Source organism: Streptomyces sp. UW30 (genome assembly GCF_008042075.1).
Classification (GTDB): domain Bacteria; phylum Actinomycetota; class Actinomycetes; order Streptomycetales; family Streptomycetaceae; genus Streptomyces.
On sequence record NZ_RDBN01000017.1, the window covers coordinates 1 to 13789 of the forward strand.

Annotated in this window: 16 protein-coding genes and 2 pseudogenes; 13 read left to right on the plus strand and 5 right to left on the minus strand. The window is 69.9% G+C overall.

The annotated features are described in order from the left end of the window. Positions 1-332, minus strand: a 332-nt coding sequence (locus tag EAO75_RS46510) for a hypothetical protein (protein WP_222723932.1), incomplete at its 3' end; no start/stop codon positions are given. Positions 333-442: 110 nt separating this feature from the next. Between EAO75_RS46510 and EAO75_RS09220 the strand changes: the two genes are divergently transcribed. The 4 genes and pseudogenes from EAO75_RS09220 to EAO75_RS09235 all read left to right on the plus strand — a co-directional run bounded on the left by EAO75_RS09220 (position 443) and on the right by EAO75_RS09235 (position 3079). After that, positions 443-1465 (plus strand): SCO3242 family prenyltransferase, encoded by a 1023-nt coding sequence (locus EAO75_RS09220; RefSeq protein WP_147994572.1) that lies wholly within the window; start codon positions 443-445, stop codon positions 1463-1465. Then, complete coding sequence (locus EAO75_RS47125; RefSeq protein ID WP_261989215.1) at positions 1462-1917, plus strand: transposase family protein; 456 nt, start codon at positions 1462-1464, stop codon at positions 1915-1917. Before EAO75_RS09220 ends, EAO75_RS47125 begins: the two co-directional genes overlap by 4 nt. A 162-nt stretch (positions 1918-2079) precedes the next feature. Next, positions 2080-2208, plus strand: a pseudogene (locus EAO75_RS09230) (transposase); the annotation flags it as partial. 415 nt (positions 2209-2623) lie between these two features. Next, a complete protein-coding gene (locus EAO75_RS09235; protein WP_147994573.1) occupies positions 2624-3079 on the plus strand; it encodes an SUKH-3 domain-containing protein in 456 nt (151 codons plus the stop codon). A 19-nt stretch (positions 3080-3098) separates the two neighbouring features. Here EAO75_RS09235 and EAO75_RS09240 read toward each other — a convergent pair whose 3' ends face one another. After that, entirely contained in the window at positions 3099-3707 is a 609-nt protein-coding gene (locus EAO75_RS09240) for a transposase (protein WP_147994574.1), read from the minus strand. A gap of 316 nt (positions 3708-4023) precedes the next feature. On the opposite strand from EAO75_RS09240, the gene EAO75_RS09245 reads away from it, so the two are divergent. The 3 genes from EAO75_RS09245 (at position 4024) to EAO75_RS09255 (ending at position 4908) form a co-directional block, all read left to right on the plus strand. Next, on the plus strand, positions 4024-4212 hold the full coding sequence (locus tag EAO75_RS09245) for a hypothetical protein (protein WP_147994575.1): 189 nt from the start codon (positions 4024-4026) through the stop codon (positions 4210-4212). A 159-nt stretch (positions 4213-4371) separates the two neighbouring features. After that, on the plus strand, positions 4372-4566 hold the full coding sequence (locus EAO75_RS09250) for a hypothetical protein (protein WP_261989216.1): 195 nt from the start codon (positions 4372-4374) through the stop codon (positions 4564-4566). 21 nt (positions 4567-4587) lie between these two features. Then, on the plus strand, positions 4588-4908 hold the full coding sequence (locus tag EAO75_RS09255) for a hypothetical protein (RefSeq protein ID WP_147994577.1): 321 nt from the start codon (positions 4588-4590) through the stop codon (positions 4906-4908). A gap of 255 nt (positions 4909-5163) precedes the next feature. Here EAO75_RS09255 and EAO75_RS09260 read toward each other — a convergent pair whose 3' ends face one another. From EAO75_RS09260 to EAO75_RS09270, 3 genes are all read right to left on the minus strand, one after another. After that, positions 5164-5385, minus strand: a complete 222-nt coding sequence (locus EAO75_RS09260) for a hypothetical protein (protein WP_147994578.1) — start codon at positions 5383-5385, stop codon at positions 5164-5166. Then, entirely contained in the window at positions 5382-5939 is a 558-nt protein-coding gene (locus tag EAO75_RS09265; RefSeq protein WP_147994579.1) for a hypothetical protein, read from the minus strand. Before EAO75_RS09265 ends, EAO75_RS09260 begins: the two co-directional genes overlap by 4 nt. Before the next feature lie 97 nt (positions 5940-6036). Then, positions 6037-8253, minus strand: coding sequence for an NACHT domain-containing protein (locus EAO75_RS09270; RefSeq protein ID WP_147994580.1), 2217 nt, complete (start codon positions 8251-8253; stop codon positions 6037-6039). A gap of 171 nt (positions 8254-8424) precedes the next feature. On the opposite strand from EAO75_RS09270, the gene EAO75_RS46515 reads away from it, so the two are divergent. From EAO75_RS46515 to eboE, 6 genes and pseudogenes are all read left to right on the plus strand, one after another. Beyond that, a complete protein-coding gene (locus EAO75_RS46515) occupies positions 8425-9006 on the plus strand; it encodes a hypothetical protein (protein ID WP_222723933.1) in 582 nt (193 codons plus the stop codon). Positions 9007-9071: 65 nt separating this feature from the next. Continuing rightward, positions 9072-9434, plus strand: a pseudogene (locus EAO75_RS47130) (ATP-binding protein); the annotation flags it as partial. Continuing rightward, complete coding sequence (locus EAO75_RS09280) at positions 9423-10535, plus strand: sugar phosphate isomerase/epimerase family protein (RefSeq protein ID WP_261989219.1); 1113 nt, start codon at positions 9423-9425, stop codon at positions 10533-10535. The pseudogene EAO75_RS47130 and the gene EAO75_RS09280, both read left to right, overlap by 12 nt. Before the next feature lie 418 nt (positions 10536-10953). Further along, positions 10954-11616 carry an EboA domain-containing protein gene (locus EAO75_RS09285; protein ID WP_147994627.1) on the plus strand — a complete coding sequence of 221 codons (663 nt, stop codon included), beginning with the start codon at positions 10954-10956 and terminating at the stop codon, positions 11614-11616. Continuing rightward, positions 11616-12539 carry a TatD family hydrolase gene (locus tag EAO75_RS09290; protein WP_147994582.1) on the plus strand — a complete coding sequence of 308 codons (924 nt, stop codon included), beginning with the start codon at positions 11616-11618 and terminating at the stop codon, positions 12537-12539. The genes EAO75_RS09285 and EAO75_RS09290 overlap by 1 nt, the downstream gene beginning before the upstream one ends. A 3-nt stretch (positions 12540-12542) precedes the next feature. Then, complete coding sequence (gene eboE, locus EAO75_RS09295; RefSeq protein WP_147994583.1) at positions 12543-13712, plus strand: metabolite traffic protein EboE; 1170 nt, start codon at positions 12543-12545, stop codon at positions 13710-13712. The last annotated feature ends 77 nt before the right edge of the window (positions 13713-13789 follow it).

Genomic DNA, 13789 nt, shown 5'->3' on the forward strand with positions numbered 1-13789 from the left:
GGTCGGCTGTGGAGGCTGGTGCTTGGGGTGTCGGGGAGCAGGAGTCCGGTGTGGAGGCTGRGGTTCMGGGCGTCGGTCTGGGTGGGTCGGCTGTGGAGGCTGGTGCTTGGGGTGTCGGGGAGCAGGAGTCCGGTGTGGAGGCTGTGGTTCTGGGCGTCGGTCTGGGTGGGTCGGCTGTGGAGGCTGGTGCTTGGGGTGTCGGGGAGCAGGAGTCCCGTGAGGAGGCTGTGGTTCTGGGCGCCGGTCACCATGGGTCCGGTGAGGAGGCTGCCAGGCGGGGCGCCGGTCACCACGAGTCCGGTGTGGAGGCTGCCGCGCGGGGCGCCGGTCACCAGGAGCCCGCCGAGGAGGCTGCCGCTCGCGGCGTGGGTGACCGCGGGGCCGAAGATGAGGCTGCCGTCCAGGGTGCCGATCGGCGCGAGTCGGCTGCGGGGGAGCGGCGGTGAGCCGTAGCCGGGCCTGGGCCGAACTGCTGCGGCTCCCCGCCCTGTTCACCGTCCCCGGCGACGCCCTGAGCGGTGCCGTCGTCGCCGGAGCCCGGCCCACCCCGCGCACCCTGCTCGCCATCGGCTCCTCCCTCTGTCTCTATGAGGCCGGCATGGCCCTCAACGACTGGGCGGACCGAGCGGAGGACGCCGAGGAGCGCCCCCATCGCCCTCTCCCGTCCGGCCGCGTCCACCCCGCCGCTGCCTTCACCGCGGCCTGCGCCCTGACCGGCACCGGCCTGGCCCTCGCGGCCCGCGCCGGCCGCCCGGCCCTCACGATCGCCGCACCCCTCGCAGCCACCGTCTGGGCCTACGACCTCGCCCTCAAGCACACCCCGTTCGGTCCCGCGGCCATGGCGACCGCCCGGGCCCTGGACCTCCTCCTCGGCGCCGCGGCCACCACTGGCCACACCCGCGCGGCACTCCCGTCAGCCGCCCTGCTCGGCACCCACACGCTCGCGGTCACCGTGGTGTCCCGCCAGGAGACGAAGGGCGGTTCGCCCTTGGCGCCCCTCGCGGCCCTGACCACGACGGCCCTCCTCAGCCGCGTCCTCGCCCACCGCCCCACCGGCTCCCAGACAGACCGACCCTCGGGAACCGGCCCGGGAGGCGCCCGCCCGGAGGCAGCCGCCCACCGTCCGCCGGCCCCTCTCACTGCCACCGCCGCAGTTGCGACCGGCCGGCACCGACGACCGAGTCCCGGCCAAGCGTGGCCGACCACCTGGGCCTGGCCGCCGGCCCACGCCCTCACCACAGCCCTGGCTGCCACCTACGCCGCGACCGCCGCCCGCCCCTACTTCCACGCCACCCTCAACCCTTCACCTCCGCTCACCCAACGAGCCGTCGGCGGCGGCATCCGCGCCACGATCCCGCTCCAGGCCGCTCTGTGCGCCCGATCCGGAGCCGGCCCTACCGCCCTGTTCATCGCGGCACTCGCCCCGCTGGGCCGCCGGTTCGGAAGGAGGGTGAGCATCACATGAGCCACGCGACGACCGAACCGGGCCGCCCTGCCGGGGCACCGGAAACCGACGACGACCTTCACGGCACCAGCGCCGAGCAGGCCACCGCCCCCGTCCCTCAAGTGCCCGCCGTGACCCCCCTCCGCTTCGGCTACGGCACCAACGGCCTCGCCGACCTCCGTCTCGACGACGCCCTGGCCCTGCTCGCCGACCTCGGCTACGACGGCGTCGGCCTGACTCTCGACCACATGCACCTCGACCCGCTCGCCCCGGACCTCCGCCCCCACCGGCCCCTGCTGGCGGGCGAGGAGGACGACAACGCAGCCCACCGGAAGGTGCGTGCGCGGGTGGAGCATGTGATCGGCCGGATGAAGAACTACAAGATCCTCCGCGACTGCCGCCAACGAGGCGACGGCCTCCACCACGCGGTCCAGGCCGTCGCCCACATGCACAACCTCGCCCTCGCATCATGACCAGACAACCCCGCTCACCCGCTCTGGCCTGCCCGAACACAGCCTTGTGCAACACGCTTTAAGGGCTGTCCCGTAACCCTTAGCGGCGAGCGACAGCGGGAGCCTCAGTCTTCGTTTCGTCCCTCTGATACGGCGCGATCACGCACCTGAGCTCCGGAAGCCAAACAGGTCCGCACCCGCGTCGAGCACACCTTCGCGCGGATGAAGGGCTGGAAGATCCTCCGCGACTGCCGCCTCAAAGGCGACGGCGTGCACCACGCCATGCTCGGCATCGCCCGCCTGCACAACCTCACCGAGATCCGCACCGGCCGCTTACGCTGCTGGGCCACGGGCGAGGCCAGCGCCTCTCGCAGCAGACGCCGGTGCACCCCGTATTTTCGCGACAACGCCCGGATCGACAGCCCCAGCTGCCAGCTGTCCCGGCCAATCCGGTCGAACAACTCCTGCTTGGACAAGGCCATCCACAGCACCCACCCTCGGCGGACCACAACCACGGTTCCACCGCAAGGCCCAAGGTGGGGCCACTTCGCCTCGCCACCCCCCTCACTACTCCCGAACGCCCCTGCCGGTGGGGCCGATTGGGCTCGCCTCGGTGGAGCCGCTGACGGGGTCTGGCACAAGTTCCGTGGCGCGGTCACACGCTGTTCTTTGATGACGCGCGCTGAGATGATCGCTCTTCACCCCTGGATGAGGAGTGGGGTTCATAATGACCGGCTGGCCGGCAGAGGTGCGCGAGGTTCTGGACGCTTCGGGATGGACGTCGGGAAGGAAGGTGAACACGAGTCGTTGGCGAGCCATCTTCGAAGAGACCGGCCTCGTGATGCACGACGCTGCGGAGGTTTTCCTGCGGGAGTTCGGCGGTCTGACCGTGAACATCAGCGGGCCAGGAATCAGTTGTTCGCGCACACCGTTCGAGTTGGTCCCAGAGTTGTGCTGGGGCGAGGAAGACCGGTTCTCGGAGTGGAGCGAGTCAATCGGGCGTCGCCTCTTCCCGCTTGGCGAGCTTGATCACGGCCGGTTCTTCCTGGCCATCGACGAAGGCAGCGAGATCTACCTCGTCGAGACCTGGGTGGCCGGCTTCGGACGGATGCCGCATGCCCTCGAGCACTTGATTCTCGGTGTGGCTCCCGATGTGGTCGATGACGGGTACGCCCCAGCATGACGGGCCCCTGAAACGTCGGTCATCTGTTGAGCAGGACGCGCTTGCGCAGGAGGTCGAAGCCGGCGCGGCCGAACATCTGCCGTTTGAGCATCTTGATCCGGTTGACTGCGCCTTCGACCGGGCCGGAGTTCCAGTCCGTTGTCAGTCCGGCGGTCACCGCGTCGAAGTCGCTATGCAGGCCGATGGCGAAGCTACTGATGCCGGGCAGGTTCGCCTCCGTGGCCTCGGTGATCCACTCAGGCAGACGGGTGCCGCTGAGCATGGTGAGCATCTCCGCGAACGAGCCGACCAAGCCTGCCGCGGTCTCCAACTCCGGGCAGCGGTCGAGCACGACCTTGCGGTGCAGTTTCTCCTCTTCGGTGAGGGTGGCCGGGTGCCGGGTTAGCCAGCCGGTCACCCGTCGTACCGACGGTGATGGCGGGGCGGGTGTGAAGCCTTCTGGCCGAGGCAGGTCGCGCCGGGCCCAGTCGCGGACGGTGGAGTAGTGGCCGCGGAAGCCGCGGGCGGTGATCTCGCGGTAGAGGTCGAGGATGGTCTCCTTTCCATCGGCCTCGGCCCAGCGTTGTTGCAGGTACGGCTTGAACGGATCGAGTTTGCTGGGGAGTTGACGCTTTCGGCCCTRGACCATGTCCTGCCAGCGGGCGGCGCGGGCGTACCGCTGGACGGTGTGTCGTGTACCGCGACCTCGGCCCGGCGCGCAGCGTCACGAAGGTGGAACTGGAGTTGGATAAGTCCCGCGCGCTGGTAGGCCGGTGGTCGCGGAGGTTTGCGTGGGTGGTGCGGGCGTCGGCGTACGACCGGGAGCAGGATCGGTTGTTTCTTGCGGAGCAGTCGCAGGCGCGGCGTGAAATCGCGCGTAGGCATGCGAAGTTGGCGCAGGCAGGGCAGAGCAAGGCGGTTGCTCGGCTTCAGACGTTGGACCCGCGGGAGCTGCGCCGTCGGAGTTGCTGCGGTATATCCAGGTCGCGGCGGAGATCGAGCGCCGGGCCGTGGGTGAGGCGCCGGCGGGCGGGATGGTCGAGGACCAGGACATGGGCGTGGACGTGACCTCCTTGTCGGATGAGGAGCGTCGGGCTCGGATGAGCCAGCTGCGTAAGGAGTTGGAGCGTCGGCTGTCGGAGGGCGCGCAGTGACCCGGGGGTGGGCCAAGCGTCGGATGGTCGAGGACTTCGCGGACCCGGCGGTGATGACCGATGAACAGCTGAGGGCTGAGGTCGCGGAGCTGGTCCGGGCCGATGAGCTGTCGGCGCGGCGGTGGGCCTGCGAAGTCGACGGGTGTGACGGACTGCCTCATGAGGGGTGGCTTCACCACCAGTGTCGACGGATCGGTGCGGGTGTCGGACCTGGAGGCGGGAACCGAACGTGCCACCCTCACTGGCCACACCGGCCCGGTGTTCGCGGTGGCAGTAACGCAGATCGACGGCCGCCCTCACGCCCTCACCACCAGCGACGACGACTACACGGTGCGGGTGTGGGACCTGGGCTAGCCGCAGCGTCCCAGCAGCGGCTTGGAACCCGGCGAGCGCGGCCAGGAAGGCGCCGACACCGGCCGCTGCGCCGGCGGCCGCGATGCCGACGGCACCGAACTGGAGGAGGCTGGCCAGGCCCCGGCCGACCGTGGACGCGATGCGCGTGACGCCGGCCAGCGCCCGGGGGAACCCGTTGATGTCCGGGTTGACGTTGACCGTGACGTCGGGAGCGTTGTGGGCCCGGATCCGCGCGTCGAAACCGTCCAGGTCGGGGACGACGCGGATCGGGATCTCGATGTCGGCGAGGAGGGCACGCAACCGCTCGACGAACCCAGACATCCGGGGCGACCGGGACGTTGATCGAGTCGAGCGAGCGCAGACCGGCCAGGAGTTGCGAGTCGAACCGGGAGAGATCGGGCTCGACGCGGACGGTGACCGCCGCGGCGTTCAGACCCCGCTGGATCCGGATACCGGCCGCGCGGCCATAAGCGTCGGCGCTGATGTCGATCGTGATCGTGGCGCGGCCGTAGTCGACGTCGTCCTCGACCATCGGGCAACCTCACGAGGAGTTCGGTTGCCCGGCCTAGCATCAGCGGCGATCCCAGATTATCCGGTTCATCCCAGTCCGAGCTGGGCGCCCTGGGCCGCCAGCTGGGCCATCATCGACCGCGCGTCGCTCACGGGCATCTGTCCGCGCTGCGGCTGCTCACGGGGCGGACGGGGCCCGCGCGGGCGGCGCTTCGCCATCGGCGGCGCGTACAGCTTGGCCTCGATCCGGCGCCGCTCGGCGTCGTCCTCGGCGGACTGGTACATCGCCGCCTCGGCGGCGTTGATCATCGTGAGGAGCGTCCAGCGGTGCGGGTCGATGCCTTGGAGGGCGAGCTCGCCTTCCCAGCTGTCCCAGCCCTGCGCGACGCTCGCGAGGATCCGCTGGACGGTGTAGTAGGGCGGTCGTTGCCGCCTCCGTACAGCTCGGTGACCCACTCCAGCAGGTCGACCAGGACGCGGTCGGGGATGCGCATGCTCTTGTCCTGCACGCGCGCGGTCGGCCCGATCTCGGCGGCCTTCGCCTCGGCCTCGGTGCGCGTGCGGAAGTGGTCGACCAGCTTCCCGGCATTTACGACCTCGAACCGTAGCCAGCGCTCGGCGGACTCCGGAGTCATCAGGGTGCCCAGGAAGTGCCGCATCGCACCGTAGACCAGGCGCAGCGTGTCCGGGTCCATCTTGGTGAGGTCCTCCTCACCGCCGAGCGCGGACTGCGCTTCCTGGACCTTGTTGTAGCTGTCGAGGAACTCGTCGCCGAAGACCTCCGGAACGAATTCGAGCTTGCCCAGGTCGCCCATGCTGGCGACGTGGGGCTCTGTGCGGGCAGCCAATTCTCTCGTTGCCATGGGTGCGCCCTTCTACCACGCGTGCGCCCGGCCCAAAACCAGCGGCGTGCCGGGCGATAGTAGCGGAACACCCCAAACCGCTGACCTGGCATTGGCTCTACTGATGGTCGGCTAGGTGGCGTTGAACGTCGAGGTGCCGGAACTGGTATACGGCTCCGACGCGGCGAAGCACTCCGTGTTGCAGGTGGGCGTCGACGAGGAAGCTCACGAGGCTGCGGGGTGTCTTGCGACGGAGGGCCAGGTACCAACACGTGATCGTCAGCGCCGGCGAAGCCGTATGCCGGAAGGCCAACGCAAGGCCCCCGTAGAGGCTGAGGCCAATCCCGCCCGACGCGGTCAGGGCCACCTCCGTCAAAGGGAGCTCAGCAGTAGCACCAGTGAAAGCAGCCGGCCCCTGCCTCACAAGCCCGAAGGTGAGCAGCCCTGCGATGCCGATCAGGCCCAGGACCGCAGGTCCAAGGATGATGGTGCGTGCGGTCTTACGGTCGCGCTCCAGGAGGGAGAGGGGATCCATAGCAACGACTGTGTCGGCGTCCTGAGTCGCCTTCCGGCCGAACCCCAAGAAGACGATCACTACGGCTACAGGAAGCACCAGGACCCCGGTACCCACATCTTCCCGGTAGGCCACGAAGCAGCTGATTCCCACCACCATCGCGGCGCTCAGCCAAGAAACACGGATCCGCGCGGCGGGCTCCGGCTTTGGCTCCATTAATGCGTAGAGGGTGCCCAGGACCCAACCAGCGGTCACGACGCCAAGAGTGCCGCCTAGCCAGGCAGACCCAGAATTATGGATGGCCAGAATGGTGCCGACCGCGATCGCTACCCAGAACGGCACCCCGATTACCACGGCATGGACAATCCGTGGAACGGCCCGGCGCAGGTTCCACCACTCGATGTCGGTCGTGCCGCCCATGTTGTCCCTCAGATGACCAGCTAGGAAGCCTAGGCTCCTCTCGGCCTCCTCAGGCGTCCACGGGGTCCTCACCCGACCCGGGCGGTACGCGGCTGGCACAAAACCAGCTAGAAGTTGGTCCTCGATTTCGCCACGCGTGCGGGGTGTGTCGGTGGCCGGGTCAACGATCAGATCGCCGGGCGACGGGCCCCCTGCAATGGCATCACCAGGACGGATGCTGTAGATGTCGGCGGCCAATGAGGCCATGAGGGGCGTGCGGAGTGCGAGGGTAACGGCCCCGTCTGCGGCAGACAACTGCTCCGTGACTGGCCGCCAATGCCGCGACAGGAGCTCGTCCCTGCCGCCTTCGCACAGGTGATCCCGCACCGTCTGTACGTCAAGGTCCTGGAGTTCGATGCCCGCAGCCTGCGCCAGCGGTACCGGTCGGGCCTGCGAATCAGCCGGCTCGTCTGACAGGGCGCTCTGATAGTCCTCGGTGCGGCAAGCTAGAACGATTCCTTGGCCAGCCAGCAACGCCGCGTTGATTCTCCGTAGAGCCTCCATCCGGAAACCCTGTTTGATCTCATCGAAGCCGTCCAGCAGAGGAAGTATCCGCTTATCGTTGAGCAGGGCCCTGGCAAGGCTGATTGAGCTATCTGGTGCCGGGGCGGGCTGGCCCAGGAATTCATAGTCCATCGAAAGCCTGCGGTCCATCCAGGCGAACAGATCACTCTCCTCCACTGGATTCCAGGACGCCAGCGAGAGGAGCACCGGGACGGGCTGCTGACTGTTCTTAATCCGCAGTTCATGGAGTCCCAGCAACAGCTGGACAAGCAGCACAGACTTCCCTGCCCCCTCTCGCCCCAAGACAACCAGGCGCTGTGTGGGGACGCGTTTGGAGAACACCTCCGTGATCCGCTCAGCACCGGCTCCCCCCAGACTTGCTGAGTCGGCAGCCCACTCAGCCGGGTTCGGCGCGCCGCCCGTCTGCCATTTCTCGGCAACCGCACAGATCCTCGCCCAAGGCTCGGTCAATCCGGCTGGGGCCTGCTGCCACGACACGGTCAAAGATCCATCGACGTACAGCTGTCGCGCCTTCGCCTCGAGCTCCCAACCCTGGCGAACCTTGCGCGCTAGGTCGTTGGCCTTGTCGGCCAGCTGCACGCTATCCGCCGCCTCCTGGCGGTCTGCCCAGTACCCCTCCAACGCCACGGCCAGTGACGCGATCCCGACCAACAGGCCAAGCACACTCACACCGAAGCTCAGAACCCCGGCGAACCCAGATGTGTCGAGTCCGGGCCTCCGCGCCGCCCGTACCGTCCACACCATCCCGGCAACTCCAGCCAGGACAAGCAGAATGCCCGCCCAAAGCCGGAGATCCCGCCGGCGCCTGCGCTGTGGCTGTACTCCGAAGCCCCCCATGCAAGGGTGATGCCCGCCTCATGTGTGCCCATTCCTGCCGGACGACGGGACGGAGCGGGCCCTTGCACTCGCTTCGCCCTGACGTAGTGACGCCCCGGCGGGCCAGAACGTGACAAGGCCTCGGGCACCACTACCCGGGGCCCTCAAAGGTCCGCCCCCCAGGCTCGAACCATGCAGCTCAACTATGGCACTCGGCAGTTTGCCTGCGCGCTACGCTCTGCGCTGCACTCACAGCGGGAGGGTCGGGTGAACATCGCTGCGCTTGGCGCAAGCTACTACTTGGACAACTACAAGATGAGTCACGACTTCGGAGCGATCGCCGGTTCGCTGCTCGGAGCCCTCCTGATCCTCAGCGCCGTCGAGATCGTGAACATCTCACGAACACTGGGTGCAGAGCGCCACACGCTCGATCTTGGGGAGGCGGCCGATGTTCTGGCCCGCGAGGCGGGAGGCCCTGACCGTACTGATCGAAACCGCCCGCCGCTGGCCTCACCTCGCCACCGGCCAGCTCTTCCCCTTGCTCAAGAGCCACCCCGAACTCGCCCTGCACGCCAGCGGCACCGCGTTGGCCACCCTGGCCGGCCTCGACAGGGTGTCGCGGCTGTCGCGACCGTCGCCATCACTCCGCCACTACCAAGCCCGGTGCCCGCGCAGCGGGATGCGGAGCCCATCCGCATTGGGTACGCGAGGACCTCGACCGCCCGCCAGGAACTGGCGAGCCAGCTCGAAGCGCTCCGCGCGGCCGACTGCTGATCTTTAATCCTCTGTTCGATGGCTCATGAGACATCCCCAAGTCTGGAAAACAGGGGGACACAATCATGAACACCAGCACAGCTCAACGTCACGGACACATACGCGACGCGTCACCGCAGATCAGCGCCGATACGGACGCTCGCGCACTCCCTAAGGATGGAGAGACACCGGAGTTCAGCAGCCGGGCCCTCGACGCACTGCGACAACCCCTGGAGGCCGGCCATGTCGTGATCGCGCGCAGTGCGGGCGTGGTGCGCTTCCCGGCGAAGTTCCTGATGGTGCTCGCCGCCAATCCGTGCCCCTGCGGACGCTTCTCCCAGACGGACACCATGTGCGAGTGCCCACCCTCGGCGATCCGGCGCTATCAGGCGAGGTTGTCCGGCCCGCTGCTCGACCGCGTCGACCTCCGGGTCGAGGTGGACCGCATCACACGCGCCCAACTGACCGAACGCGGGACGCGGGGCGAGTCCACCGCGACGGTCGCCGACCGGGTCCGCGTGGCCCGCGAGCGTGCGTCGGCCCGGCTCGCCGGCACCCCGTGGCTCACCAACAGCGAGATCCCCGGACGTGAGCTGCGCAGCCGTTGGTACGCAGCGATCGGCGCCATGGACGAGGCGGAGCGGAACCTGGAACGCGGCGTACTGACCGCCCGTGGACTCGACCGTGTCCTGCGCGTCGCCTGGACCGTCGCCGACCTCGGCTACGACGGCGTCGGCCTGACTCTCGACCACATGCACCTCGACCCGCTCGCCCCGGACCTCGCCGCCCGCACCCACCGCCTCGCGCAGCGGCTGGACGCGCTCGGTCTGGACGTCACGGTGGAAACGGGCGCCCGCTATGTGCTCGACCCCCGCCGCAAGCACGGCCCCTCCCTGCTCGACCCCGACCCGGACGACCGCGCCCGCCGCGTCGACCTGCTCATCCGTGCCGTCCGGGTGGCCGCCGACCTCGGGGCCCACGCCGTGCACTGCTTCAGCGGAATCACGCCGCCGGGAACGGACACCGACACCGCCTGGCACCGCCTGACCGACGCGCTCACCCCGGTCCTGGACGCCGCCACCACCGCCGGCGTCCCTCTCGCCGTCGAACCCGAACCCGGCCACCTCCTCGCCACCCTCGCCGACTTCTACCGGCTCCGCCGCATGCTCGGCGACCCGGAACCTCTCGGTCTCACCCTCGACATCGGCCACTGCCAGTGCCTCGAACCCCTCTCGCCGGCGGACTGCATACGCGCCGCCGCCCCTTGGCTGCGCCACGTCCAGATCGAGGACATGCGCCGCGGCATCCATGAACACCTCCCTTTCGGTGACGGTGAGATCGACTTCCCGCCCGTCCTCGCCGCCCTCTCCGCCACCGGCTACCAGGGCCTGACCGTCGTCGAACTGCCCCGCCACTCCCACGCGGGCCCCCACTTCGCCGAACGCTCCCTCCCCTTCCTCCGCAGCGCCGAGGCCACGTCCACCCGATCACCCGTACTCGTCCCACGCCATGGCGATCCCTCCGCCACCCCCGAAGGGAGCACCACATGACCATGGCGATCCCTCCGCCACCCCCGAAGGGAGCACCACATGACCCCGAAGGGAGCACCACATGACCCACCCCCGCACCAGCCCGGCCACCCCGGGCGCGGACCCCGAAGGCCACCCGCACAGCGAGAGCGGGACGGGCAGCGAGGCCGGGCCGGACGCCGGGAGCCCCTCGCGTGCCGGGGCTCCGCCAGAGGCCGAGGCCCAGCCGGCCGCCGATGCGCTGGCGCAGGGCGAGGCCCGCACGCAAGCCGAGGCCCGCACGGACGCCGACGCTCGGCCGGATGCCGACGCTCGGCCGGATGCCGACGCTCGGCCGGATGCCGACGCTCAGGCGCAAGCCAAGGCCCAGGCCCAACCGGACACCGAGGCCMCGCCGGACGCCCCGCACCCGGCGGACCCCCGAAGCACACCCCTCGCCCTGACCCCGCCCACCGACCTGCGCGCCCACCTCACTACCCGCCTCGGCGCAGCCGCCCGCAACTGGCTCCATCGAGCGCTCGACGAGGCCGCGGCCAACCCCGGCACCCACGGACCCATCTCCGCCTGGGAGCTGCGCATCGCCGAGGCGGGGCGCCGCTGCGGTCCGGAGCATGCCGACGCCGCCCGCGTCCTGATCCTGCACGCCGCCCGAGCCGACGCGGACGCCCTCACCCGGGTCTACTTCCAGGGCACCGCCGCCGAACGCCGCGCCGTCCTGCACGCGTTGCCCCACCTCGTACCCGGGCCGCAGGCCCTCCCGCTCGTCGAGGACGCCCTGCGCACCAACGACACCCGGCTCCTCGCCGCCGCCGTCGGCCCCTACGCCGCCCGGCACCTCGACTCCCACCAGTGGCGGCACGCCGTCCTGAAGTGCCTGTTCACCGGTGTCCACGTCGACACGGTGGCCGACCTGGACCGCCGCGCCCACCGCGACACCGAACTCGCCCGCATGCTCGGCGACTACGCCGCCGAACGCACCGCCGCGGGCCGTTCCGTGCCCGAAGACCTGCACCGCGTCCTGACCTTGACCGACCCCACGGCCACCCCACCCGCGCCCGCCGCCGATCGCGGCAGCCGCGGCACCGACGGCAAGGAGTCCTGATGCGCCTCTTCGACCCCCACATCCACATGACGTCGCGCACCACCGACGACTACGAGGCGATGCACGCCGCCGGCGTCCGTGCCGTCGTCGAGCCCTCCTTCTGGCTCGGCCAGCCTCGCACCTCTCCCGCCTCCTTCCTCGACTACTTCGACTCTCTCCTCGGCTGGGAGCCCTTCCGCGCCGCCCAGTACGGCATCGCCCACCACTGCACGCTCGCCCTCAACCCCAAGGAGGCGAACGACCCTCGCTGCGTCCCCGTGCTCGAGGAACTGCCCCGCTATCTCGTGAAGGACCAGGTCGTCGCCGTCGGTGAGATCGGCTATGACTCGATGACCCCCGCCGAGGACACCGCCCTCGCCGCCCAGCTCCAACTGGCCGCGGCCCACGAGTTGCCGGCGCTCGTCCACACCCCGCACCGCGACAAGCTGGCGGGCCTGCGCCGCACCCTCGACGTCGTCCGGGAATCCGCACTGCCCCCGGACCGTGTCCTGGTCGACCACCTCAACGAGACCACCGTCAAGGAGGCCAAGGACAGCGGCTGCTGGCTCGGCTTCTCCGTCTATCCCGACACCAAGATGGACGAAGAGCGGATGGTCGCGATCCTCCGTGAGTACGGGCCTGAGCAGGTGCTGGTGAACTCCGCCGCCGACTGGGGCAGAAGCGATCCCCTGAAGACCCGCAAGGTCGCCGACCTGATGCTCGCGGAAGGCTTCGGCGAGGACGATGTCGACCGGGTGCTGTGGCGCAACCCCGTCGCCTTCTACGGACTCAGCGGTCGCCTCACCCTCGACATAGTGACCCCGGAGGCGACCCACGAGGGCAACTCCATCCTCCGCGGGGCTCCGAAGGATGCGGAAAACGGACCCGTCGGCGCACCGGGAGAGCGGAACGACCCGGCTGCCGCCCCGGCCCCGGGAGCGTGACCCATGCGCTTTCGTCACCCCGACGGCTCGACCGTCCACCTCGCCTACTGCACCAACGTGCACCCGGCCGAGACCCTCGACGGTGTCCTCGCCCAACTCCGTGACCACTGCGAACCCGTCCGCCGACGGCTCGGCCGCGACCGCCTCGGCATCGGCCTGTGGCTTGCCAAGGACGCCGCCCACGCCCTCGTCACCGACCCGTCCGCCCTGCGTGGCCTGCGCACGGAACTCGACCGGCGCGGTCTCGAGGTCGTCACCCTCAACGGCTTCCCCTATGAGGGCTTCGGCGCCGAGGAGGTCAAGTACCGCGTCTACAAGCCGGACTGGGCCGACCCCGAGCGCCTCGACCACACCACCGCCCTGGCCCGTGTCCTCGCCGGTCTTCTCCCCGACGACGTCACCGAGGGCAGCATCTCCACGCTGCCCCTCGCCTGGCGCACCGCCTATGACGACGGCCGCGCCGAGACTGCCCGCACCGCCCTGCGCACGCTCGCCGAACGCCTCGATGCCCTGCAGGAGTTGACCGGGCGCGACATCCGCGTCGGCCTCGAACCCGAACCCGGCTGCACCGTCGAGACCACCGGCGACGCCATCGCCCCGCTCACCGCGATCGGACACGACCGCATCGGCATCTGCGTCGACACCTGCCACCTCGCCACCTCCTTCGAAGATCCGCTCTCCGCGCTGGACGCACTCACCGAAGCGCGTGTCCCTGTCGTCAAGTCCCAGCTGTCGGCCGCACTCCATGCCGAACACCCGCACCTCCCCGATGTCCGCGAGGCCCTCGCCGCCTTCGACGAACCCCGCTTCCTGCACCAGACCCGCACGGCCACCGCGGCGGGCCTGCGCGGCACGGACGACCTCGGCCAGGCCCTCAGCGGTGAGGCCCTCCCCGACGCCTCCCCATGGCGCGCCCACTTCCACGTCCCGCTCCACGCGGCCCCCGCTGCACCCCTCACCTCCACGCTCGATGTCCTGAAGGCCGCACTGGCCCGACTCGTCGGCGGCCCGCATCCGCTCACCCGGCACCTGGAGGTCGAGACCTACACCTGGCAGGCCCTGCCGGCCGAACTGCGGCCCCGCGCCCGCAGTCAGCTCACCGAGGGCATAGCCGCCGAACTCACCCTCGCTCGCGACCTGTTGACCGACCTCGGCCTGAAGGAGCTGCCATGACCGAGCCACCCGACCCGGCGGTCCCGGCAGGCCCGGCCACCCACCCGGCGCCCCGACCGGACGCCACCGTCGCCGGC

What these genes read in the sequence shown, in the direction of transcription:
- EAO75_RS46515 (WP_222723933.1), top strand. Translation starts at nt 8,425, where the DNA reads ATGCAGCTCAACTATGGCACTCGGCAGTTTGCCTGCGCGCTACGCTCT.
- EAO75_RS09250 (WP_261989216.1), top strand. Translation starts at nt 4,372, where the DNA reads ATGAGGGGTGGCTTCACCACCAGTGTCGACGGATCGGTGCGGGTGTCG.
- eboE (WP_147994583.1), top strand. Translation starts at nt 12,543, where the DNA reads ATGCGCTTTCGTCACCCCGACGGCTCGACCGTCCACCTCGCCTACTGC.
- EAO75_RS09290 (WP_147994582.1), top strand. Translation starts at nt 11,616, where the DNA reads ATGCGCCTCTTCGACCCCCACATCCACATGACGTCGCGCACCACCGAC.
- EAO75_RS47125 (WP_261989215.1), top strand. Translation starts at nt 1,462, where the DNA reads ATGAGCCACGCGACGACCGAACCGGGCCGCCCTGCCGGGGCACCGGAA.
- EAO75_RS09270 (WP_147994580.1), bottom strand. Translation starts at nt 8,253, where the DNA reads ATGGGGGGCTTCGGAGTACAGCCACAGCGCAGGCGCCGGCGGGATCTC.
- EAO75_RS09235 (WP_147994573.1), top strand. Translation starts at nt 2,624, where the DNA reads ATGACCGGCTGGCCGGCAGAGGTGCGCGAGGTTCTGGACGCTTCGGGA.
- EAO75_RS09265 (WP_147994579.1), bottom strand. Translation starts at nt 5,939, where the DNA reads ATGGCAACGAGAGAATTGGCTGCCCGCACAGAGCCCCACGTCGCCAGC.
- EAO75_RS09260 (WP_147994578.1), bottom strand. Translation starts at nt 5,385, where the DNA reads ATGATCAACGCCGCCGAGGCGGCGATGTACCAGTCCGCCGAGGACGAC.